The organism is Mesorhizobium sp. SARCC-RB16n, assembly GCF_008520305.1.
In the GTDB taxonomy this organism is placed as follows: Bacteria; Pseudomonadota; Alphaproteobacteria; order Rhizobiales; family Rhizobiaceae; genus Mesorhizobium.
The window spans coordinates 1-21,260 of sequence record NZ_ML703264.1 but is presented as its reverse complement, the minus strand read 5'-3'; the positions used below and the strand labels follow the sequence as shown (position 1 = coordinate 21,260).

The following is a 21,260-nucleotide window of genomic DNA, read 5'->3' as shown; positions in this document are numbered from 1 at the left end:
ATGTCAGGCCAACGTCGGATGCGGCCGAACCGGATGGCATCAATGCAGCCTCGCGAAGGCAGGTCTTCTTCGATCCCGCCTCTGCTTTCCTGTTTCCGGCCTGAAGGCTCCGACCGGCGATCATGTCCAGGCCCCGATGAGACCTGAAGGCCTGCTCCTGAAAATCCGTACTTCGAAGTTGCCGGTCCGCCTTCGGCCCCGTTCCAGCCATTGCCAATGCTCGCCGGAACTGCGGAATGGGCATGGCTATTGACGTCGAAGACACACAACGCCCTCTCAGCATTCGCCTTTTGTGCTTCGAAAGTCGCATAATTGGCAGTCCGGGACTGCTTGCGTATCAGGTAACGGCAGCTCGTCTTACCTGGATCACCAAAAGCGGGCGGACTGTTTTTCGGCCAAGAATACGCCATTCCGTGATCGATTTTGCGACGGCAGGTGCTGCTCATTTTTGACCTCAGCCACGGGCGCTTGCCCACCCTTAGGAAAAGACGCTTGGGGCAATCGCTCGCTCCCGCAGCTGTGAGCAAAGCTCAGTCCACGACGGATCAGAAACGAAACTGCTCAGACCTCCACAGGCATCAGCGAAAGGCATATCGCCGAAGCGGTCTATGACCTCGCCGGTTTCGCCTATGCTGCCCTTTCGGATCGACTCGAATGGATCCTCATCGCATTCAATGACGCGATGCCCCCAAGCTCCTGGCACATCATCGCTCGCGAGAGCGCGTCGAAGGTCCGGATCCATGTCCGCGCTCTCTAGAGCCCGACAAATGACGTAGCGCATCAGGGGATAGTAGACCGGCTGGTGACTGCCTCCGAGCGCGCGCACGCCGGGCAGAATCGACAGGACCAGAAACATAAGGAGCAGGTTTGGAACAAGGCTGCGGTTCGCCAGCCGCTCAATGATACCGGGAGCCGCGAAGCGAGCTACCTTCGTCCTGGTCGCCAGATTGATGAGTTCTCCACCCACCATGCGCAGCGGCAGGCGCTTTCCGTTTTCATAGTACCAAAAGAAATCGGTGCCGCGCGCGAGCCAGCCACCCCAAGGGCCGGCCGCCAGCCTGTCGATCTCGTCAAGGATATTCAAAGCCAGCTTTGGGCTTTCCAGCAACCTCGTACGCAGCCAGGAACCCTCGTCCGACAGGTGGTCCGCCACCAGGTCGGCAACATCCTCATCGTCGATTTGCAGAAAGGCAAAGCTCTCTCCGAACAGTTTTGGCCAGAGGATGCGATTGGCTGCCTTGATGGCATGCGCAGGCCGCTCGAACTGCGTCTTCGGCAGCAGGCTGCGAAGCAGGGCGAGGGCGTCTTCCTCGGCATTTGGCTCCGTTGGCACCAGCTCGAACCGGTATGATCCAGGCCCGTCAGAAGGCTGTATCCGATCATCCGGCTTCGGCTGAGACCGAAGACGTTGACCGGCTTCCCGTCAAGCGTGATCCAGCTTGGCCCCTTGCGGGGCTTTTCAACGAGACTCACCGTTGAAACGGCATAGGAAACGTAGGTCGAGCAGCCATGCGCCGAGAGGCCAAGCAGGCTGAAGATGTGCGTGTAATAGGCCTCTGGCTCCATGAGGAGATACAAATGCGGGCCGGTCTGCAACACGCGGCGTTGTTCTAGATCTTTGCATATTTGGGAGACGGCGTTGATCGGCAATCCGTTTCGCGTTCCCGCATTCCTGATCGTGTCGAGCAGCCTGGCAAACGCGCGGCTGCGAATTTCGGGTTCCGGTTTCTGCGCAGGCGCTTCGAACAAGCGGGACGCATAATCGCGAAGCGGGCGGCAATGATAGGAGCGCGTCCAAGGATAGAGCGTCGCCAGAGAGTCCAGCACCGCCTGCTTGGCGTCTGCGTCCGTCGCTAGCTCGTCCACCTCACGGTTCATCCTTTCGCTGCGCGATGCCAATGCTCAATGCTCAATGCAGGAATGCTGATGAGGAGCACCACGCCGAATCCGACGAAGGAAATACACTCTCGCCCATAACGCCAGCGATGCTGAATATAACCAGTCCCAGCGCGACAGCGAGACTGTGCATGACGCCCTTGGCCCTGCCCAATACATTGTCAGGCATACGCGACTGCAGTGTGACCTCGATGCTCACCCGGCCCAGATTGTAGGAAAACCCGAGCTCGGCGAAGACGATCAATGTCCAGGGCGCGCGCACAGTGATCAATGACATCAACGCGAGCGCCGTTGAGGCCAAAAGCATGAGGTGCAGTATAGGACCACTTGCCGCTCGTGTCAGCCTGACGAGAACAGCCGCCCCAAGAACCGAACCAGCCGACCACGCAGCTTCAAGGTGGCCGAAATCGGCGGCGGTGCCGTGCTGCTCTTCGAAGACGAAGCTTGATCCCATCACCGTGACCAGCACCGCGCCTCCATAGAGAAGGGCATTGGCGGCAAACAGACCAAGGAGATGCCTGTCCATGTTCGGTGCCAGGCCTTTGGCCGTTCTGACACCTTGCGGGAGGCGGCCTGGCCGCATCCAGGACAGTGAGCCGGCAGAAAGGAGGAACAACAGGGCGAGCACCATGAACGTCAGGGCAGGGGAGTGCCCACCCAGTAATGATCCGGCTAGCAACGCTGCGCCGAGGCTGCCAAACTGCATGATGAAGGAGATGATGGAATTCGATGCCGCAAGTTCGGCGCCTCCCGTCACGAGAGGGATCATCGCTTGCGAGGCGGTCAGCGCGACACGATCGCAAATCGAAAAGAGCGCCGCTGACAGGCAGAGCGTTAAAAAGGCGTCCCGGTAGAGAAGCGTGCAAGCCGTGGCGAGCAAGATGGCAAAGCGACCGAGGTCGGCCGCGATGTTCAATCGCCGTCGGTCAAACCGGTCCGCTGCCAGGCCGGCTAGAGGGCTTGCAACGAATTCGACGACACTGACGGTCGCAAGCAGTATCGCCACGCCGGCGCTTCCGTAGCCTGCCGCGACAACAGTCCAGGCGGATGCGATGTAATATCCGTTTCGTCCGACTGCCGCCGATAGCGTGCTGGTCATGAATCCAAGCCATAGACGGGACTGGATGCTTGATCTCAGGTCAGCGTGAATTTGAATTGCATTTGACAAGGGCTGCGCATCCAATCGGCGCTTGTCATACCCACTGCCCAGATGCCGCTTAACAATTACGCTTGTTTTTTCCGTTCGTTGCTGAAATCAGCGGAAGTTTTGAATCAAATCCTGGATCGGCGGCGGTATTCCGTCGGACTGACGCCGAATGCCCGCTTAAAGGCGATCGTGAAATGGCTTTGAGCTGCCGAACCCGCTTTCCAGCGCGATCTCCGTCGCCGACATATTGGTCGATCGCAGCATGTCGGCGGACTGATCCAGTCGACGCCGCGCGATAAACGCGTGTGGCGTCATCCCGGTAGATTGCTTGAAAGCCCTGCTGAAATGGAAACGGCTGACACCGACCTCCTTTGCCAGATCGGCGAGGGTGGGTGTCTCGTCCGACGAGGCTTCGATCATTGCGGTCGCCCGTTTGAGATCGAAGGCTGACAGCCCGCCTTTCGCAGGCTCGTTATAGTGGCCGTTGCGCCTGACCATCTGAACGAGCAAGTGCATCGCCTGGCTCTCGACCATCGTCACGCTGATCGGATCGGGCTGCCTGAGTTCGATGGCGATCCGCTGCAAAGCCATCTCCACGGTGCTGTCCCGAAATCCGATCGAAGCCGGCAGGTCGCACGAGCGATGGCGCACCATCCCGCCGAACGCTTCGTCGGTGAATCCTTTTTCAATTGAGACGAGCAGGTAGGCGGCCGTGGGTTCTCCCTCGTCCCACCCCGTCCAATCACTGCCGGCAGGCATATGGACTACCGAGCCAGCCCGCCGCGGCGAAAACGAGATCCGACGCCCGTCGACGAAATCCTCTCCGCGGCTTGCCGCCCCTTTCAGGTTCATCAGGAATATATGGCCCGGGAACGAAATTGCTGTTTCCTGGCGCTCCAGACCAGTTCTCCTGATCAAGTCAGCCCGCACGTTGCCCCAGCTCTCATGCTGGTGTGTAAGCGTCTGGTGCTGTGAACGGCGGATCTTGTTCGGATCAGGGCAAGGGGTGTCCAGGGATGGGAGCAGCCTTCATACTAAGAGTAGCCCGCCCTCCGGTGTTGTGCCTAACCACAGGTTGCTGGCCAAATCACAACTAACTCAGGATTGGTAGAAGATGTGACTTTAGTAAAAAAATCGCAATCTCAGGAAAGCCGACGTCGAGAGTACCAGAAGGATTATGGCTTCAAGGCGAGGTACTTTCCCCCGGACGAAATCGAAAAAAAGAAGACGGACGTCCTCGGGACCATGTTCAACAATGAGGTGACGCTGGCAGAGATGGCGCGCTCCGTAGGTGCGCATTTCAAGTACTGCACGATGACGTGGAACAGCGGCAATTTCTGCAGCCTTGCGGCGAGCAACAGCAAAGAAAATCTCGATCTCTACGCCTCACAGATGTCAACGCCGGCCATTCCGCATGAATATGTCTACGAGACCAACGTATCTGACGCCGCGACGATCGCCATGACGGACAGTCCGGTGTGACGCAGCCAATGGGGTGGCAGCTGCGCCGAGATCCATGCGACCAGGCGAGACTGTTGATACACCTGAGTGCCGCCCGTCCGTAATACGGAACCGATCGCATGGCGGTGAGACAGGCGCCTCCTGTAGCGATGGTCACGAAGCTCGAGGGACATGACGCGGAACGGGAACGCTATCCAGTTGCTGACCTACGCTTTTGCGGCCGTGGATCACGGCAGCATGCGTCAGGCCGCAAGAGCGCTGAGGGTCCAGGAATCCTCGGTCAGCCGCAACGTCGTCAAACTCGAACAGCAGCTCGACATCCAGCTGTTCGAGCGCGATGCGCGCGGCGTTCGCTTGACGAAGACAGGCCGCGCCTGGATCGAAATCGTGCGGGCTCACTACGACGGCCTGCTCGATGCTTTCGCCGAGCGTGTGCGCGATAACAAGGATGCCAAGACACTCAGGATTGGGCTGTGCTGCGTGACAGGAGGAGAATTCCTCAAACGCCTCATCGAGCGTTTCGGCAAGCTGTACCCGGACGTAAGGCTGACCATTGAGGATGTCCCATCGGGCCAGTGCCTTTCTGCAATACGCCGCAGACGCTTCGACCTTGTGTTCACACATCACATTGGCACCGCCAAATTCTGCAGCAGCGAAGTGTTTTGGCAAGAGCGTCTCTTCGTGCTCCCTGCCGTCCTGTCATTCTCTTGTCGAGAGGCCGGTGCTCAGATGGTCCGACCTCGCGGACATGCCTCTGCTCGTCCCGGTCGGGCTGGAAGGGCCGCCGTCGGACCTGTGCCTGCTCGAACGCATTGCGGCCGGGGGCGGGCCGGCCATTCATACGTGTCGCGCGAACCAAGCGACCGTCATTTTCCAGGTGCAGCTCGGGCAAGGCATCACTTTGGCAGAGGCGAGCTATGCCAGGACAATTGCCATCGATTCCGCCCGGTGGAAGCCTCTGGGTGGGAAAAACAGCGTTAGTTCAATCAGCGGCATCTGGCTTGAATCGAATCCCAAGCGCGCGGTCCTGCGTCTTGTCGGGCTTGCCAAGAACATGGCGGTCGCCAGTCAAAGGCCGAGAGCGCCAAAAAAACGCACGCCCCGACGGAATGAGCCGCGCGGAGCGCCGCCCCTCAAGACCCATCCTGCGAGACTAAGTCAGTTACGCATTCGGACGCCGGATCGCCGCTCTCCTGAATGGACAGTTGAAGATGTCGTCAGGAAAAGCGACCGGGACGGATCGGCCGCTGACGCCGTCCCTCAAAGACGGCCTTTAGCGCCAACGCTCCCTTGAGATAATTCGCCGGGATGGTGAGGTTCCCGGCGAGTCCCGACTCAGCTAGCGGGCAATGCGTAAGCGAGGACATCGTCGCCGACCTTCGTCTCCATGAAATGATGGCCGCCGGGCGCGATGACGACGTACTGCCGGCCGTCGACCTCATAAGTCATCGGCGTGGTCTGGCCGCCTGCCGGCAAGTCCGTTTGCCAAACCACCTTGCCGGTCTTGATGTCGATTGCGCGCAGCTTGTCGTCCGTCGCCGCGGCAATGAAGATCAGGCCGCCCGCGGTCACGAGCGGCCCGCCATTGTTCGGCGTGCCGATGTCGATCGGTAGCATGGACGGGATGCCCCATGGGCCGTTCTTGACCGCCTCGCCGAGCGGCTTGTCCCACAGCGTCTTTCCGGTTTTCAGGTCGATGGCGCGGATGTGGCCATAAGGCGGTTCGGAACACAGCAGTCCCGTGGAGAGGCGCCAACCCGCGTTGACGGCGATGGCATAGGGCGATCCCATCTGCGGATCGCCCATGTCCTTGGCCTTCTGGGAACCGCCGCCCTGTTCGATCGACTTGAAACCGATCTGGTCTGCCTTTTCCCGCGGCAGCAGCTGATTGTAGTTGGGCATGTCGTTGTAGTTGGCGATCAGGATGCCGTCATCGGTATCGACAGCGATGCTGCCCCAGTCTGAGCCGCCATTGTAGCCGGGATATTCGATGAAAGGCGTGTCCACGGTCGGCGGCGTGTATTCGCCTTGGTAGGAAGCCTGCCGGAACTGGATGCGGCAGTAGAGCTGGTCGAGCGGGCTCATGCCCCACATGTCCTTCTCGGTCAGCACCGGCTGGTCGAGATGCGCGTAGCCGGAGTAGGGCTGCGTCTTGGACAGCTTCTCAGGTTCGACACCACCCGACGGAGCCGGCCGCTCCTCGACCGGGAAGAGCGGCTTTCCGCTCTTGCGATCGAGCACGTAGATCTGACCCTGTTTGCTCGGCACGATGATTGCGGGGACTTTTCCATTAGCTGTCGGGAAGTCGACGAGCGTCGGCTGCGAGCCGAGGTCGTAATCCCAAAGGTCGTGATGGACGGTCTGGAAATGCCAGACCGGCTTGCCTGTCGTGACATTGATGGCCACGATCGAGGAGTTGTATTGATTTTCGAAGTCCTTGCGATCGACGCCGTAATAGTCGACCGAGGCGTTGCCGAGCGGCAAATAGACATAGCCGAGCTGAGGATCGGCGGCCGCGACGGTCCACATATTGGGCGTGCCGCGCGTATAGGTGTCGCCTTCGGGCGGCGCACCGGTGCGGTCGGGATGACCCATGTCCCACGCCCAGACGAGTTTGCCTGACATTACGTCATAGCCGCGCACCACGCCCGACGGCGCATCCTCGGCCTGTCCGTCCTTCACCTGGGCGCCGAGAACGGCTATGCCGCGCACGATGGTCGGCGGCGCCGTCACCGAGTACCAGCCGGGAACCGTCTTGCCGAGCCCCTGGGTGAGGTCGACGACGCCTTGCTGGCCGAAATCGCCGCATGCCTTGCCGGTCCTGGCATCGATGGCGATCAGCCTGGCATCGAGCGTGCCCCACAGGATGCGTGTCGCGCATGGCTGCTCGGCATTTGCTCCCCGAGCGGCGTAATAGGCGACACCACGGCAGCTGGCGCCGTACGGAATGGCGTCATCAGATACTTTCGGATCATACCGCCACTCCTCCTTGCCGGTCGCCGCATTGGCCGAGATGACGATACCCTTGGCCGAACAGGCAAAGAGGTGACCATCGATCTCAAGCGGCGTGTTCTCCGGAGAGTATTTTTTGGCCGCCGCCTTGCTTGGCATATCGCCGGTGTGGAAATCCCAGACCTTGGTCAGCTTCGCCACGTTGCCGGCGGTGATCTGTTTGAGGGGCGAATAACGCGTGGCCAGTTCCGAGCCGCCATAGACAGGCCAATTCGACCCAGCCTGGTGGAGGGCGATGTCGGGCTGAACCGGCGGGGCGGTCCCCGCGGCGGCGCCTCCAACTGGCGGCGTGGCCGGGGCGATCGCCTCCTGCGATTGTGCCGCAAGCGTGAAGTGATGAAGCCCGATTCCGCAGCCGACAATGACAACGCCGGCGGATGTGGTCGCGTACGCAGCATCACGAACGCGCTTCGCGCGGTCAGCGCTGAAAGCCGGCAAGGTCAATAGAACGAAAATCAGGACAATTGTCGGGGCGAGCACGCGGGGCATCAGCCCCCAGCCGTCCATGCCCACTTCCCAGTAAGCCCAGGCAAGCGTCGCGATCCAGGTCAGGACGTAAAGCCAGACTCCAGCGGCATTGGCGCTCAAGAGCAAAATGCCGGCAACCAAAAGCGCCACTCCGGCAGGCAGATAGTACCACGAGCCGCCCAACGCGATCAGCCAGGCGCCGCCTGCGCCGATAAGCAGGCCAAGTATCACCAGCAGCACCCCCACGAACATGGTCCACCAGAAAGCGAGGCCGGAACGGCTGATGCGGGCGGAGTTCGAACTGGCGTGTGTCATCGCAATATTTCCGTGTGGCATCGATCGTGATCATGTCGAACGTCGGCCATTGCGCATGGTTGCGATTCCTGGCGGTTTCCGGCTGCGCCTTGGAGGTCACCATTTTGTGAGCATCCCAGGTCAACGGAACCTTTGCCGCATCGCCGCCGTTAGGCGCTCGATCCAAATCCTGCTCCATGCAAATCGGCGAGGGGATGCCGCAGGTCTTTTCCAGCAATGCCAATGGAATTGCCCGCTTCGTGTTGTGGGGACTTTGTTTCTTCGCAATTTTCGTGGCCATCGGCGGCACGGCACTTTTGCGTTCGGGGTTCATCACCGGTGTGGGCCGGCCCGTGGCACAGGCAGTCCCATTCAGTCACAAGCACCATGTCGGCGATATCGGGCTGGATTGCCGGTATTGCCATAACGGCGTCGAGACCTCCGCTTCCGCTGGATTGCCTCCGACCGAGGTCTGCATGACCTGTCATTCGCAGATATTCACCAATGCCGACATGCTGGCGCCGGTCCGTGCAAGCCTTGCGTCGGGGCAGCCGCTGCAGTGGCAGCGGGTCAATTCCGTGCCGGATTTCGTCTACTTCAACCACTCTATCCACATCGCCAAGGGTGTCGCCTGCGAGACCTGCCACGGCGACGTCGACGACATGCCACTGATGCATCGCGCGCATTCGCTGTCGATGGAATGGTGCCTGGGCTGTCATCGCGATCCCGGTCCCAATCTCCGTCCGCCGCAGGACGTCTTCCTGCTGCACTGGAAACCGCCGCAGGACATCGAAGAGGTCAGGGGCTCCCTGATCAGCATCCTTGATATTCACCCCGAGACGATGACGGATTGCTATGTCTGTCATCGCTGACATCAAGCCGTTCCCAGCCGCCGACCTTGCGGCATTGCGGCGGGCTGCAACGGGACGCGAGCCGTGGCGGAGCCTGGATGAACTGGCCGATACTGCGGAGTTCCGGCGCTTCGTCGAGGAGGAATTTCCAGCGATCGCCGAACGCCTGCCGCTCAGTCTCGATCGACGCACCCTGTTGAAGCTGATGGGCGCGTCGCTTTCGCTGGCCGGTCTGACCGCCTGCAGCGAGGCCGAGCGCATCGTGCCTTACGTGCATCAGCCGGAAAACGTTGTTCCCGGCAAGCCGCTCTACTATGCGACCGCCCTTTCCAGCGATGGTTACGGCATCGGCGCGGTTGTCGAGAGCCATGAAGGCCGGCCCACCAAGGTCGAGGGCAATCCGGATCATCCTGCCTCGCGTGGCGCTACCGATGCCATCATGCAGGCGGCGGTGCTGTCGCTGTTCGATCCCGAACGGTCGCGTACGCCGCTAAAGCAAGGCGAGCCGGCGAGTTACGGCGACTTTCTCAAGGACATGGCGAAGCTTGCCGGCGGATTGGCCGCTTCGGGCGGGCAAGGTTTGGCACTGCTGATCGAGGCGACGACATCGCCGACGACCAAGGCACAGATCGGATCGCTCAAGCAGCGCTATCCCAGACTTCGCGTCTACAGGCACGATCCGCTTGCGGCCAGCGCGAACGAGCAGGCAACGGCCAAACTATTCGGCAGGCCGCTGACACCGATCTACCATTTCGATCGCGCCGATGTGGTCGTGAGCTTTGATGCCGATTTCCTAGGCGAAGAACCTGGGCGTCTGGCCTATGCCCGCGATTTCGCGCGGCGGCGGCGCGTGCGTCAATCGACGGATACGATGAGTCGTCTCTACGTGGTCGAGTCGACGCCCACAATCACGGGTGCGGCGGCGGATCATCGCGGTGCCGTCAAGCCGAGTGCTGTCGAGGGCGTTGCCGTCGCAATCAAGGCTGCCCTGGAAGGCGGTCTTCATGCGGCCAGCTTGTCACCCCCCAGCCTGGAATGGACACACGCGCTTGTCGACGATCTCCGCATTGCCGGCCGCAATGCCCTGGTGGTGCCTGGTCCGCACCAGACGCCGTTCGTGCACGCCTTGGCTTTCGCGATGAACGCCAGGCTTGGAGCTGTCGGCAACACGCTGGACTTCATCGAGCCGCCGGACGCCATGCCGATCGACGGCGATCTTGCCGCGCTTTGCCAGGCCATCACGACCGGATCGGTCGACAGCGCCATGGTGCTCGGGCCCAATCCCTTGCGTACGGCGCCGTCGGACCTCGATGTGCGCAAGGCCTTTTCGAAGCTGGAGCTTCTCGTCCACTGGGGACTCTATCGCGACGAGACCGCATTCTTGGCGCAGTGGCACATTCCCGCCGCGCACGAATTGGAGAACTGGAGCGATATCCGCGCCTATGATGGCACGGTCTCGATCGTGCAGCCGCTGATCCAGCCTCTGTTCGGCGGCAAGAGCCTGCCTCAGCTGTTGGCGGTGCTCGGCGGTGAGTTCAATGCCGATATGCAGGCCCTGGTGCGCGCGACATGGGCGGCTATGGACGAGGCGGGCTGGCGAAAGGCATTGCGCGATGGTGTCGTGCCGAACAGCGCCTCTGCTCCTGTCGCCGTCTCGATGCCGGCGGATATCGGCGCCCCCAAGCCGCATGCCTCCGTTGCCGATCGGCTGGAGGTTCGCTTCGTGGCCGATCCCTGGCTTCGCGATGGCCGCAACGCCAATTCGCCATGGCTGCAGGAGTTGCCCCGGCCGCTGAGCAAGCTCGTCTGGGGCAATGCGGCGGTGGTCTCGCCGGCGACCGCGCAGCGCCTAGGACTCGAAAACGGGCAGGTGGTCAATCTGGGGCGAGGCGGCAAGGATATCGACGCGCCGGTCTGGATCATGCCCGGACAGCCTGACGACACGGTGACGCTGTCGCTCGGGTTCGGGCGCAAAATCGGTTCCGTCGCCGCGCTGGCCGGTGGCTACGATGGCTTTGCCCTGCGGACCACTGACGCTCCATGGTTTGCAGATAGCCTCATGTTGACGGCGCGCGACAGCTCGGCGCGGGTGGTGACGACCCAGCACCACCAGGCGATGGAGGGCAGGGCGATCGTGCGATACGCGACGCTCGACGCCTTCAGGCAAAATCCGCATTTCGTCCGTGAAGGCGTGCCGCCAGCGCCGACGGAATCGCTTTACCCCGATTGGAAATACGACCAGGAAGCCTGGGGCATGTCGATCGATCTTTCGGCCTGCATCGGCTGCATGGCTTGCGTATCGGCCTGCCAGGCCGAGAACAACATCGCAACCGTTGGACCGGACGAGGCGGCACTCGGTCACGAAATGCATTGGCTGCGCATCGACCGCTACTATGCCGGCGCTGTCGACGACCCGGACATCTTGTTCCAGCCCGTGCCTTGCATGCATTGCGAGAAAGCGCCATGCGAGGTGGTCTGTCCGGTCAACGCGACGATCCACACCCATGACGGCCTGAACGCCCAGGTTTACAACCGCTGCATCGGCACACGCTACTGTTCGCAGAACTGCCCCTACAAGGTGCGGCGCTTCAATTTCCTCGAGTACCAGGAGTTCGACAAGGACAGTGCGGGGCCGCAGCAGGCCGTGCATAATCCCGATGTCACCGTGCGCTCGCGCGGCGTCATGGAAAAATGCAGCTATTGCGTCCAGCGCATTGTCGAAAAGCGCATCCGCGCGCAGATCGAGAACCGCGAGATCGCCGACGGCGAAGTCGTCACTGCTTGCCAGCAGGCATGCCCGACGCAGGCCATCACTTTCGGCGATCTCAACAGGAAAGGCTCTGGTGTCGCGCGCGAGAAAGCCGCGCCGCACAACTATGCCCTGCTCGAAGAGCTGAACACGCGGCCGCGCACCACGTATCTCGGCAAGATCACCAATCCAAACGGCCTCATTGCCGGCAAGCCAGGCACGGAGACCGGCAATGGCTGAAGCGGTCGCCGCCAGAGCCGAAAAAGCCGTGCCGCGAGCGCCCGTGCTGCGAGGGCGCCATGACTTTCCCGAGATCAGCGGCCGCATCAGCGCGATCGTCCTGCAAGGAAGGCTGCCACGTTTCTTCTGGGCGGCGTTCTTCGTCTGCTTCGCCTTCGTGCTGCTGTTCCTCTATTCCATCACTTACCTGATCTCGGTCGGCGTCGGCGCCTACGGCATCAACATCCCCGTTGCCTGGGGCACGATGATTTCCAGCTTCGTGTGGTGGATCGGGATCGGCCATGCCGGCACGCTGATCTCGGCGGTGCTGCTTCTGCTGCGCCAACCCTGGCGCGCTTCGATCAATCGCTTCGCCGAAGCTATGACGCTGTTTGCCGTGGCAATGGCCGGGCTCTACCCGATCCTGCATCTCGGCCGGCCATGGTTCTTCTACTGGCTGCTGCCTCTGCCCAACACGCATATGCATTGGCCGCAATGGCGTAGTCCGCTGGTATGGGATTTTGCCGCGATCGCCACTTACGCCACCGTCTCGCTGCTGTTCTGGTATATGGGACTGCTGCCGGACCTCGGCGTGCTGCGCGATCGAGCGAAATCGCGCCCCGCGCAACTCTTCTATGGCATCCTGGCGCTTGGCTGGCGCGGCTCGGCCTTCCATTGGGCGCGCTATCGGACCGTCTACTTCCTGATGGCAGCCCTTGCTACACCGCTTGTCGTCTCGGTGCATTCGATCGTCGCGCTCGATTTCACCTTTGCCATCACGCCGGGCTATCACTCGACGATCTTCCCGCCTTACTTCGTCGCCGGTGCGCTGCTCTCCGGCTTTGCCATGGTGCTTACCATCGCCATTCCCTTGCGCTGGGCGTTCGCGGTCGAAGACCTGATCACGTTGCGTCACATGGAGAACGCCGCCAAGCTGATGATCGCGGCCGGCATGATCGTCATCTACGGCTACGCGTCGGAAGCATTCTTCGCCTGGTATTCCGGTCAGCCTTATGAGCGCGCCATGATGGCCCAGCGCGCCGTCGGGCCTTACGCGCCATTGTTCTGGATCATGCTGTTTTGCAATTGCATCGTGCTGCAGCTGCTCTGGCTGCGCAGCGTGCGGCTCAACATGCCGATTTTGTTTTCGATCGCGCTGATCATCAACGTCGGCATGTGGCTGGAGCGCTATGTCATCGTGGTGACCGGTCCGAGTCGCGACTACCTGCCGTCGTCCTGGGGCGAGCAGTCGCTGACCTGGCTCGATTTCGGCATCCTGTTCGGATCGCTAGGCACCTTCTTCGCGCTGGTCTTCCTGTTCATCCGCATCCTGCCGGCGATCACCATCTTCGAGGTCGAGGAACTGATCGAAGAGAAAAGCGGGGCAGCATGAGCCTTCATGGCGTCATCGCGGCATTCGCCGATCCCAATGCGCTGACGCAAGCGGCGCGGGCGATGCGCGACAAGGGTTACCGGCGCATGGACGCGTTCTCGCCCTTCGAGGTGCGCGGCCTCGCCGAGATTCTGGGCATGCCAAGGACGCGGTTGCCATGGACAGTGCTGGGGGGTGGCATTGCCGGCGGCCTGCTGGTCTACGCACTGATCCTCTACTCGGTCGAGATCGACTACCCCGTCAATGTCGGCGGCCGGCCGCTGCATTCCTGGCCGCCTTTCACGGTAATCGCCTTCGAGGCAGCCATCCTGGGCGCAGCCCTTGCTGGATTCGTCGGCATGCTCCGGGCGAACGGTTTGCCGCGATACTACCACCCGGTCTTCAACGCCAAAACCTTCACCTACGCGCAAGGTGGCAAGTTCTACCTGCTCGTCGAAGCGGCCGACCCAAGATACCGCAAGGGCGTCACCAAGGGGCAACTGACGCGGCTTGGCGCGGAGACGGTCGAGGAGGTGGAGGCATGAGATGGCGGACGCTGCTTTTGCCATTTCTCCTGCTGCTCGCCGGCTGCAAGCAGGACATGGCCGACCAGCCACGCTACAATCCGCTGGAGGCCAGCAAGCAATTCGCCGACGGCATGTCAGCCCGGACCCCGGTCGCAGGCAGCGTGGCGCGCGACGCCGACCTCGCGGCAACGCCGGAGAAATTTCCGTACCCGCTCACCATGGCGCTCCTCCTGCGCGGGCAGCAACGCTTCGACATCTTCTGCTCGCCCTGCCATGGCCGCACCGGCGACGGTCATGGCATGGTGGTTCAGCGCGGTTTCCCGGCGCCGCCGACCTATCATCAGGACGCGCTGCGCAGGGCACCCGATCGCCATTTCTACGACGTGATCACCAATGGCTATGGAGCGATGTATTCCTATGCCGCGCGTGTGCCCGCAAACGACCGCTGGGCGATCGTCGCCTATATCAGGGCCTTGCAATATTCGCGCTACGCACCCGCGGATGCGCTGTCGGAGACCCTTCGCACGAAACTCGACGCGGAGGCCGCGCGATGAGACGTCCCGCATGGCCCGATGGATATTTTGCGCCGTTGGCCGTCGTGGCCGCCGTAGGGCTTCTGCTTTGCGGCGTCGGATTTTTCCTCGATCCGCGCACGACGTTTGCCGGTTGGCTGGCGATGTCCCTGTTCGTTGTCGGATTGCCGCTTGGCGCGATGACTGTCCTGATGGTCCATGGCCTGACCGGCGGTCGCTGGGGCGACGCGCTGCGTCCGCCCTTGCGCGCCCTCGTCGCGACGCTGCCGGTGGCGTTGCTGTTGTTCCTGCCGATCCTTGCGCGGCTGGATCTGGTCTTTCCCTGGGCGGGGGCGGACCCTGCGGTGCTGCCGGAGGCAGTGCGGCAAAAACTCGCCTATCTCAACGTGCCATTCTTCGTCGGTCGGTTCCTGGCATGTGCACTGGCGTGGCTGGTGCTCGCTTGGCTCGTCATCGGCTGGACAGAGCATGAGGGCGACAGATCCAGCCGCGGGACCACCACCGGCTATGCGGTCGGGCTCATCGTCCACGGCCTGGCAGTAACAGTGCTTGCGATCGACTGGATGCTTTCGATCGAGCCGGAGTTCACGTCGACCATATACGCGATGCTCGAAGCCTCGGCCGAAGTTGTCGGCGCGTGCTCATTGGCTCTGGTGGTGTTGGCGGCCAGCCGCGCGATCGAGACGATGCCCGGTGGTGAGGAGGACGTCGCGCTCGGCGAAGACGTCGCCAACATGCTGTTCGGCTTCATGCTGATGTGGGCGTACCTGTCCTTCATGCAATGGCTGATCGTCTGGGCCGGCGACCTGCCGGAAGAAATCCATTGGTACGTTCTTCGTGGCCAGGATGGCTGGCAATATGTGCTCTGGTTGATGATCGCGCTGCAGTTCGTGGTGCCCTTCTTCGCCTTCCTCATACGTTCGGTCAAACGCAGCCATCGCGGCCTGCTGGGGCTCGGCGCGGCCGTTCTTGCCGGACATTTCCTTGACGTCGTCTGGCGCGTTCGCCCGTCGCTGTCGGAGGCCGGCGCGCAGGTGTCCTGGCCGGATCTGGCGGCGTTTGCAGGGGTGGGCGCTGCTTGGTGTGCCTGTTTCCTCTATCTCTGGGCGAGGCCGGGTCGCATTGCTGTGTGGCGCGGGAGGCTGATCCGTGGCTAAGGCCTTGCATCCTGAAACGCGTGATGTCTGGCCACGCGCCCTGCTGCTCTTTGGCCTCGGCCTGCTGGTCTTTCTGGCGCTGGCGGCGATAGCACTGAAGCTGATGTTCAACACCGCGCCATACTGGCCGCTGGGGAATAACGGGAGGGCCAGCGAAGCAGGTCCCACCTTGCAGCACTCGCCGGGAGCCGACCTCGCGGCATTCCGCAAGCAGGAAGATGAGGAACTCGGCAAGCTTGCCTGGGTTGATCGCGGTGCCGGCATAGCCCGTATTCCAATCGAGGACGCGATGAAATTGATTGCCGCGCGAGGTCTGCCGGACTGGGCAAGCGCGGCCGCTTTGCCAGTTCAGGATTGCGGCTTGCTCGAAGGCCAGGTTCCACGCGCGGCTCAGGCCGGCAATTGCCACGCCGGATCATTCGCCGCGCGGCCGAATGACAAGGCGCCCCAGCCGCGCCAAAACGCACCGGCCATGGGAGCGAGCCCATGACGCGTCTCGGGCTGTTGGTATTTTTGTTGCTTCTTCCAGCTGCCGCCAGGGCTTCGGCACGGCCGTCTTTCGATCCGCAAATCGGCGCCCAACTCAATCTCGACCAGGTTTTTCAAGACAGCTCCGGCAAGCAGGCGCCGTTGTCTGATATCCTCAACGGCCGGCCGGCGCTCGTCATCTTCGGCTATGACAAATGTCCCAACCTGTGCGGTGTCACGCAGCAGGCCGTGGCCTCGGATCTGAACAAGACCGGCCTGGATCCTTCGACCTATCACGCGCTTTTCGTCTCGATAGATCCGTCGGAAACCGCCGCAGACGCGGCCTCTACCCGAAGCGAGGTCGCTCGGTCCGCCGGTCAGGCCGGCTTGTCGGCCTGGCATTTCCTGACCAGTGCCGATGGCGCGGGCGCCGACCTTGCGTCGGAGGCCGGCATCACCTTTGACCGGCGTGACCGGATCGCCCAGTACGTCCATCCGATCGCCGTCATCGCGCTGACGCCGCAAGGGCGGATCGCACAGGTGCTGCCGGCATTGACCTTCGAGCCGCGTGATCTGCGGCTCGCTCTGGTCGAGGCGTCGGCAGGGCGGCTGGGATCGATCGCCGACCATGTCTTCCTGCTCTGCGCCGGCTTCGACACATCGAAAGGGCAGTACACCTCGACGATACAGGCGGTTGTGAAGACGGCGGGCCTGGCGACGCTGCTGGTGCTCGGCGCCGGCCTTTTCATGCTGACGCGGGGGAGGCGGGTTTGAGCTTCGGCATTCCCTTTGCGCCACCCGAGGCCTCGTCGATCGCCGGCAGCGTCGACACATTGTTCTACGCCTTGCTGGCTTTTACCGCGGCCTTGGGGACCTTCCTGACCATCCTAGTCGTCTTTTATGCCATCAAGTATCGCGCCGGCTCCGGGGCCGAGCGAACCGGCGAGCGCGCGCGCAGCCTGCCCCTGGAGGTTACCTGGACAGCAGCGAGCCTGTTGATCGCCTTCGTCATCTTCGGTTGGGGCGCCGTGCTGTTCCTGCGCCGCGAGCATCCGCCGATGGACGCGCTCGAAATCGCCGGTCTCGGCAAGCAGTGGATGTGGGAGTTCCGCCATTCCGGCGGCCAGCGCGAGATCAACGAGCTGCACGTGCCGGTCGGCAAGACGGTGATCGTCTCGCTGGCATCGCAGGATGTGATCCACTCGTTCTTCGTGCCGGCCTTCCGGGTCAAGCAGGACGCCGTGCCGGGGCGCACCACCCATGTCTGGTTCATCGCCGACGAGCCCGGGCAATATCATCTGTTCTGCGCGCAATATTGCGGCACGCAGCATTCGGAAATGGGCGGCTGGGTAACGGCGATGCGGCCGGAAGACTATGCGGCATGGCTGGGAAACCAGGGCAAGGGCGACACGCTCGCGGCCGGCGGTGAAAAGCTGTTTCGGGCGCTCGGCTGCTCCGGCTGCCATGAAAAATCCAGCAAGGTGAGGGCGCCGGATCTTGCCGGCATATTCGGGCGGCCGGTGGCGTTGGACAACCAGCAGACAGTCATCGCCGACGAACGCTATCTGCGCGATTCCATCCTCGACCCGAAGAAGGAAATCGCCGCTGGCTACGATCCGGTCATGCCGAGCTTCGATGGTCTCCTCGACGAGGGCGAGATGCAGATGCTGCTGGCCTATCTCAAATCGCTTTCACCGCAGGCGCCAACCAAGAACGAGGCAACTCAATGAGTACCGAAGCGCTGAGGCCTTCGAGCTATCTGGGCGAGGGCGCCGGTCCCGCCGCATGGCTGCTGACCACCGACCACAAGCGCGTCGCCTGGCTCTATCTGGTGTCGCTCACGGCTTTTTTCTTCCTCGGCGGCGCCTTTGCCGTGCTGATGCGGGTGGAACTGGCTACGCCTGCCGGCGACCTCGTTTCCGACGACACCTACAACCGGCTGTTTTCGCTGCATGGCATCATCATGGTGTGGTTCTTCCTGGTGCCGTCGATCCCGGCGACATTGGGCAATTTCCTTTTGCCACTGATGATCGGTGCGCGCGATCTTGCATTCCCGCGCCTCAATCTCGCCAGCTGGTATGTGTTCATCCTCGGCAGTGCCTTTGCCCTGGCCTCGGTGCTCGCCGGCGGCGTCGACACAGGCTGGACGTTCTACACGCCGCTCTCGACGCTCTATGCCAATGGCTTCGTGTCGATGGCCGCACTTGGCGTCTTCATTGTCGGCTTCTCGACGATCATGACCGGCATCAATTTCATCGTCACCATCCACACGTTGCGCGCGCCGGGGCTGACCTGGTTCCGGCTGCCGATCTTCGTCTGGACGATGTATGCCACCGCGCTGGTGATGGTGCTGGCAACGCCGGTACTGGCCGCCTCGCTGATCCTGATCGTGCTCGAGCGGCTGTTCGGCATCGGCATCTTCAACCCGGCGCTCGGCGGTGACCCGCTGCTGTTCCAGCACCTGTTCTGGTTCTACTCGCATCCGGCCGTCTACATCATGATCCTGCCCGGCATGGGCGTGGTCTCGGAGGTGCTGCCCTGCTTCAGCCGTCGGCCGCTGTTCGGCTACAAGGCGGTTGCGCTCTCCTCGATGGCGATCGCGGTGTTCGGCTTCCTCGTCTGGGGCCACCACATGTTCGTCTCCGGCCAATCGGCCTATGCGGGCGTGCTGTTCTCGTTCCTTTCGTTCTGCGTCGCCATCCCCTCAGCCATAAAAGTGTTCAACTGGAGCCTGACGCTGCGCAAGGGCGAAATCACCTTCGAGACGCCGATGCTCTATGCCCTGTTCTTCCTGGCACTGTTCACTTTTGGAGGGCTGGCTGGGCTGTTTCTGGCGGCGCTCGCCATCGACGTCCATGTCCACGACACCTATTTCGTCGTCGCGCATTTCCACTACATCATGGTCGGCGGCATGGTGACGGCCTACATGGCCGGACTGCACTTCTGGTGGCCGAAACTGACCGGCCGTATGTATTCCGAAACCTGGGGACGCATCGCCGCGACCGTCACGTTCCTCGGTTTCAATCTGACCTTCTTTCCGCAATTCGTGCTCGGCTTTCTCGGCATGCCCCGGCGCTATCATACCTATCCGCCGGAATTTCAGTTCTGGCACATCCTCTCGTCCGCAGGCGCGGTGGTGCTCGCGGTTGGCTACCTGATGCCGTTGCTCTACCTCGGCTGGTCGTTGTTTCGCGGCGCGCGCGCGCCCGCCAATCCATGGCGCGCGACGGGACTAGAATGGCAGACCGCTTCGCCGCCGCCACCGCACAATTTCGAGACCATGCCGGTCGTCACGAGACCAGCCTACGCCTACGACATGAAGGGGCTGAAGCATGAGCGCTTCAGCCCGCACCGGGAGGAGGCGGCGCAATGAGCGGCACCGAAAGCGTCGCTTTCGACACCCCCCAGCGCGAACGGCGCGGCGACAATTTCGCGATGTGGGTGTTCATCGCCTCCGAGGCGATGCTCTTCGGCGCGATCTTCCTGGTCTTCCTTGTCGCGCATATCGATTTCGGCCGGGCCTTCGCGGGGGCCTCGAAACACCTTTCGCTGCCGCTCGGCACCTTCAACACGGTTTTGCTGATCACCAGCAGCTTCACCATGGCCTTGGCACATATGCTTGCGCTTCAGAGACGTTGGCGCGCGACGGTTTGGGCGCTGCTTGCGACATCGGCGCTGGGAGTGTGCTTCCTGGTCGTGAAGGGGATCGAATACGGCAAGGAAATCCAGGAAGGGCTGGCGCCGCTCCTCGGCCTGCCGTTTCGCTATTCCGGACCGGATCCGGTCCATGCCGAATTCTTCTTCGGCCTCTATTTCGCGATGACCTCGCTGCACGCGCTGCATCTGATCGGCGGCATCGTCGTCATCACCGGCATGATCGCACTGTGGCGGACCGCCAACCCTGCCAGCCGCCTAGGCCGCGTTGTAGCCGTCGGCCTATACTGGCACTTCGTCGATATCATCTGGGTCTTCATGTTCCCCGTTCTCTATCTGATCAACCGATGAGCGAACTGCGCAAACTCACCTTCGGCTACCTCGGCCTGCTCGCGCTGCTGGCGCTGACAGTGGGCTCATCATTGCTCGATCTCGCCGGTTTCAACGTCACGCTCAACCTGGCGATCGCCGCCGCAAAAGCGATCCTCATAAGCCTGCTGTTCATGCACCTGACAGGCACTTTGCCGCGACTGGCCGTTGCGGCCACTGGCCTTTGGCTCGTCATCCTGTTTGGGTTAACCCTGATCGGCAGATAGCAAAGAACGCCCGCTGTCGGTCGGGAGGCTTTCTGCAAAACGCTCCGAAGCGGCTACGCATATCTGTCGGTGATGCGCATTGACGCTATGGCGAAACAGTCGGGCGTTGTCGTTCGATGGCGCCCCTTCAATGTCCGCACCGTGATGGCCGAGAACAACATTGCCCTCCGCACCCAGGCGGCAAAGGTAAAGTACATGTGGCGCGATGTGAAGCGGCGCGCGGCGACGCACGGCGTCCCTTACGTCAGGGCTCCCATCGCGGCCGAAGAGGGCTGGTGCGAGGCCTACACCGTCGCAAGCTTCAGGGCGTGGTACCTGGAAGACATGGAACTGGGCAGCCGCGCCCATCTGGGCATGTGCTGGCTCCCCTCGGTCAGGACGTCGACGATGTGATTGCCAAGGCTGACGGCACCCACGCCCATGAGCGTCTCGAGGCGGAGACCGACGCGGCTCGCAGCTATGGCATTTTCGGCTCCCCGGCTTTCGTCGTGGATGGCGAAACATTCTGGGGGGATGATCGGTTAGAAGAGGGGCTTGCCTGGGCCGTTGGGCGACATGAACTGCAACGTTGAACTATGACAAAGGGGAGACTAGCACGCGACGCATTTGGTGGAAGCCATGCGCTGATCGCTGGTCTCAGGGAGGATTTAAGTGCCAAGCCGTTGGACCATTCTTGCTGTCTTGTTCGTCGCTCGTGCCGCCTTCGCCTTCCAGTTCGGCAGCGTGGGGCCGTAGCGCCGCAGCTTAGCCAAGGCCTCGGCGCCAGCCTGGCCGATATCGGCATAGCCGCGCCTGGCGGGCTCCCCAGTAACCGAGGTAGTCGGAGGATCGACCCCGCAGACCAAATGAGCACGGG

At 62.1% G+C, this 21,260-nt stretch carries 20 protein-coding genes and 1 pseudogene; 16 read left to right on the top strand and 5 right to left on the bottom strand.

From position 1 onward, the window contains the following. Nucleotides 1-478: 478 nt before the first annotated feature. The 3 genes from C7I87_RS11010 to C7I87_RS11000 all read right to left on the bottom strand — a co-directional run bounded on the left by C7I87_RS11010 (nt 479) and on the right by C7I87_RS11000 (nt 3,961). Nucleotides 479-1,333: a hypothetical protein gene (locus C7I87_RS11010; protein ID WP_149904237.1), complete on the bottom strand. Its 855-nt coding sequence runs from the start codon at nt 1,331-1,333 to the stop codon at nt 479-481. 576 nt (nt 1,334-1,909) lie between these two features. Beyond that, nucleotides 1,910-3,079, bottom strand: coding sequence for an MFS transporter (locus C7I87_RS11005; RefSeq protein WP_149904236.1), 1,170 nt, complete (start codon nt 3,077-3,079; stop codon nt 1,910-1,912). Between the two features lie 141 nt (nt 3,080-3,220). Next, nucleotides 3,221-3,961: a helix-turn-helix domain-containing protein gene (locus C7I87_RS11000; protein ID WP_246696249.1), complete on the bottom strand. Its 741-nt coding sequence runs from the start codon at nt 3,959-3,961 to the stop codon at nt 3,221-3,223. A 186-nt stretch (nt 3,962-4,147) separates the two neighbouring features. Here C7I87_RS11000 and C7I87_RS10995 point away from each other — a divergent pair, with 186 nt between their 5' ends. Together C7I87_RS10995 and C7I87_RS36735 are read left to right on the top strand one after the other, a co-directional pair. Beyond that, nucleotides 4,148-4,525, top strand: a complete 378-nt coding sequence (locus C7I87_RS10995) for a hypothetical protein (protein ID WP_188393808.1) — start codon at nt 4,148-4,150, stop codon at nt 4,523-4,525. A 150-nt stretch (nt 4,526-4,675) separates the two neighbouring features. Further along, nucleotides 4,676-5,485, top strand: coding sequence for a LysR family transcriptional regulator (locus C7I87_RS36735; RefSeq protein WP_149904235.1), 810 nt, complete (start codon nt 4,676-4,678; stop codon nt 5,483-5,485). A 354-nt stretch (nt 5,486-5,839) separates the two neighbouring features. On the opposite strand, the gene C7I87_RS10985 is transcribed toward C7I87_RS36735, so the two are convergent. Next, nucleotides 5,840-8,299, bottom strand: a complete 2,460-nt coding sequence (locus C7I87_RS10985; RefSeq protein ID WP_149904234.1) for a membrane-bound PQQ-dependent dehydrogenase, glucose/quinate/shikimate family — start codon at nt 8,297-8,299, stop codon at nt 5,840-5,842. Between the two features lie 194 nt (nt 8,300-8,493). Here C7I87_RS10985 and C7I87_RS10980 point away from each other — a divergent pair, with 194 nt between their 5' ends. The 14 genes and pseudogenes from C7I87_RS10980 to C7I87_RS36440 all read left to right on the top strand — a co-directional run bounded on the left by C7I87_RS10980 (nt 8,494) and on the right by C7I87_RS36440 (nt 20,976). Then, entirely contained in the window at nt 8,494-9,150 is a 657-nt protein-coding gene (locus C7I87_RS10980) for a cytochrome c3 family protein (RefSeq protein WP_149904233.1), read from the top strand. Continuing rightward, entirely contained in the window at nt 9,134-12,118 is a 2,985-nt protein-coding gene (locus C7I87_RS10975; RefSeq protein WP_149904232.1) for a TAT-variant-translocated molybdopterin oxidoreductase, read from the top strand. The genes C7I87_RS10980 and C7I87_RS10975 overlap by 17 nt, the downstream gene beginning before the upstream one ends. Continuing rightward, entirely contained in the window at nt 12,111-13,490 is a 1,380-nt protein-coding gene (nrfD, locus tag C7I87_RS10970; protein ID WP_149904231.1) for an NrfD/PsrC family molybdoenzyme membrane anchor subunit, read from the top strand. The genes C7I87_RS10975 and nrfD overlap by 8 nt, the downstream gene beginning before the upstream one ends. Beyond that, entirely contained in the window at nt 13,487-14,014 is a 528-nt protein-coding gene (locus tag C7I87_RS10965) for a DUF3341 domain-containing protein (protein WP_149904230.1), read from the top strand. Before nrfD ends, C7I87_RS10965 begins: the two co-directional genes overlap by 4 nt. Continuing rightward, nucleotides 14,011-14,550 (top strand): c-type cytochrome, encoded by a 540-nt coding sequence (locus tag C7I87_RS10960; protein ID WP_149904229.1) that lies wholly within the window; start codon nt 14,011-14,013, stop codon nt 14,548-14,550. The genes C7I87_RS10965 and C7I87_RS10960 overlap by 4 nt, the downstream gene beginning before the upstream one ends. Continuing rightward, nucleotides 14,547-15,686 (top strand): hypothetical protein, encoded by a 1,140-nt coding sequence (locus C7I87_RS10955; protein WP_149904228.1) that lies wholly within the window; start codon nt 14,547-14,549, stop codon nt 15,684-15,686. Before C7I87_RS10960 ends, C7I87_RS10955 begins: the two co-directional genes overlap by 4 nt. Further along, entirely contained in the window at nt 15,679-16,176 is a 498-nt protein-coding gene (locus C7I87_RS10950) for a hypothetical protein (protein WP_149904227.1), read from the top strand. The genes C7I87_RS10955 and C7I87_RS10950 overlap by 8 nt, the downstream gene beginning before the upstream one ends. Then, entirely contained in the window at nt 16,173-16,928 is a 756-nt protein-coding gene (locus C7I87_RS10945; protein WP_149904226.1) for an SCO family protein, read from the top strand. Before C7I87_RS10950 ends, C7I87_RS10945 begins: the two co-directional genes overlap by 4 nt. Beyond that, complete coding sequence (gene coxB, locus C7I87_RS10940; RefSeq protein WP_149904225.1) at nt 16,925-17,884, top strand: cytochrome c oxidase subunit II; 960 nt, start codon at nt 16,925-16,927, stop codon at nt 17,882-17,884. Before C7I87_RS10945 ends, coxB begins: the two co-directional genes overlap by 4 nt. Next, nucleotides 17,881-19,527, top strand: a complete 1,647-nt coding sequence (gene ctaD / locus C7I87_RS10935) for a cytochrome c oxidase subunit I (protein ID WP_149904224.1) — start codon at nt 17,881-17,883, stop codon at nt 19,525-19,527. Before coxB ends, ctaD begins: the two co-directional genes overlap by 4 nt. After that, on the top strand, nt 19,524-20,159 hold the full coding sequence (locus tag C7I87_RS10930) for a cytochrome c oxidase subunit 3 (RefSeq protein ID WP_149904223.1): 636 nt from the start codon (nt 19,524-19,526) through the stop codon (nt 20,157-20,159). Before ctaD ends, C7I87_RS10930 begins: the two co-directional genes overlap by 4 nt. Next, the gene (locus C7I87_RS10925) at nt 20,156-20,404 is read left to right on the top strand and encodes a cytochrome C oxidase subunit IV family protein (RefSeq protein WP_149904222.1); all 249 of its coding nucleotides are present in this window, start codon (nt 20,156-20,158) and stop codon (nt 20,402-20,404) included. Before C7I87_RS10930 ends, C7I87_RS10925 begins: the two co-directional genes overlap by 4 nt. 57 nt (nt 20,405-20,461) lie before the next feature. After that, nucleotides 20,462-20,797 (top strand): annotated as a pseudogene (locus tag C7I87_RS36445) (DsbA family protein); the annotation flags it as partial. After that, nucleotides 20,794-20,976, top strand: a complete 183-nt coding sequence (locus C7I87_RS36440; RefSeq protein WP_281409048.1) for a DsbA family protein — start codon at nt 20,794-20,796, stop codon at nt 20,974-20,976. The pseudogene C7I87_RS36445 and the gene C7I87_RS36440, both read left to right, overlap by 4 nt. Before the next feature lie 75 nt (nt 20,977-21,051). On the opposite strand, the gene C7I87_RS35575 is transcribed toward C7I87_RS36440, so the two are convergent. Further along, nucleotides 21,052-21,260 (bottom strand): hypothetical protein (locus C7I87_RS35575; protein ID WP_210250626.1); only part of this gene is annotated, 209 nt, incomplete at its 5' end.

What these genes read in the sequence shown, in the direction of transcription:
- C7I87_RS10980 (WP_149904233.1), top strand. Translation starts at nt 8,494, where the DNA reads ATGCCGCAGGTCTTTTCCAGCAATGCCAATGGAATTGCCCGCTTCGTG.
- C7I87_RS10975 (WP_149904232.1), top strand. Translation starts at nt 9,134, where the DNA reads ATGTCTGTCATCGCTGACATCAAGCCGTTCCCAGCCGCCGACCTTGCG.
- C7I87_RS10925 (WP_149904222.1), top strand. Translation starts at nt 20,156, where the DNA reads ATGAGCGAACTGCGCAAACTCACCTTCGGCTACCTCGGCCTGCTCGCG.
- C7I87_RS10930 (WP_149904223.1), top strand. Translation starts at nt 19,524, where the DNA reads ATGAGCGGCACCGAAAGCGTCGCTTTCGACACCCCCCAGCGCGAACGG.
- C7I87_RS10955 (WP_149904228.1), top strand. Translation starts at nt 14,547, where the DNA reads ATGAGACGTCCCGCATGGCCCGATGGATATTTTGCGCCGTTGGCCGTC.
- C7I87_RS36735 (WP_149904235.1), top strand. Translation starts at nt 4,676, where the DNA reads ATGACGCGGAACGGGAACGCTATCCAGTTGCTGACCTACGCTTTTGCG.
- ctaD (WP_149904224.1), top strand. Translation starts at nt 17,881, where the DNA reads ATGAGTACCGAAGCGCTGAGGCCTTCGAGCTATCTGGGCGAGGGCGCC.
- nrfD (WP_149904231.1), top strand. Translation starts at nt 12,111, where the DNA reads ATGGCTGAAGCGGTCGCCGCCAGAGCCGAAAAAGCCGTGCCGCGAGCG.
- C7I87_RS10945 (WP_149904226.1), top strand. Translation starts at nt 16,173, where the DNA reads ATGACGCGTCTCGGGCTGTTGGTATTTTTGTTGCTTCTTCCAGCTGCC.
- C7I87_RS10965 (WP_149904230.1), top strand. Translation starts at nt 13,487, where the DNA reads ATGAGCCTTCATGGCGTCATCGCGGCATTCGCCGATCCCAATGCGCTG.
- C7I87_RS10985 (WP_149904234.1), bottom strand. Translation starts at nt 8,299, where the DNA reads ATGACACACGCCAGTTCGAACTCCGCCCGCATCAGCCGTTCCGGCCTC.
- C7I87_RS10960 (WP_149904229.1), top strand. Translation starts at nt 14,011, where the DNA reads ATGAGATGGCGGACGCTGCTTTTGCCATTTCTCCTGCTGCTCGCCGGC.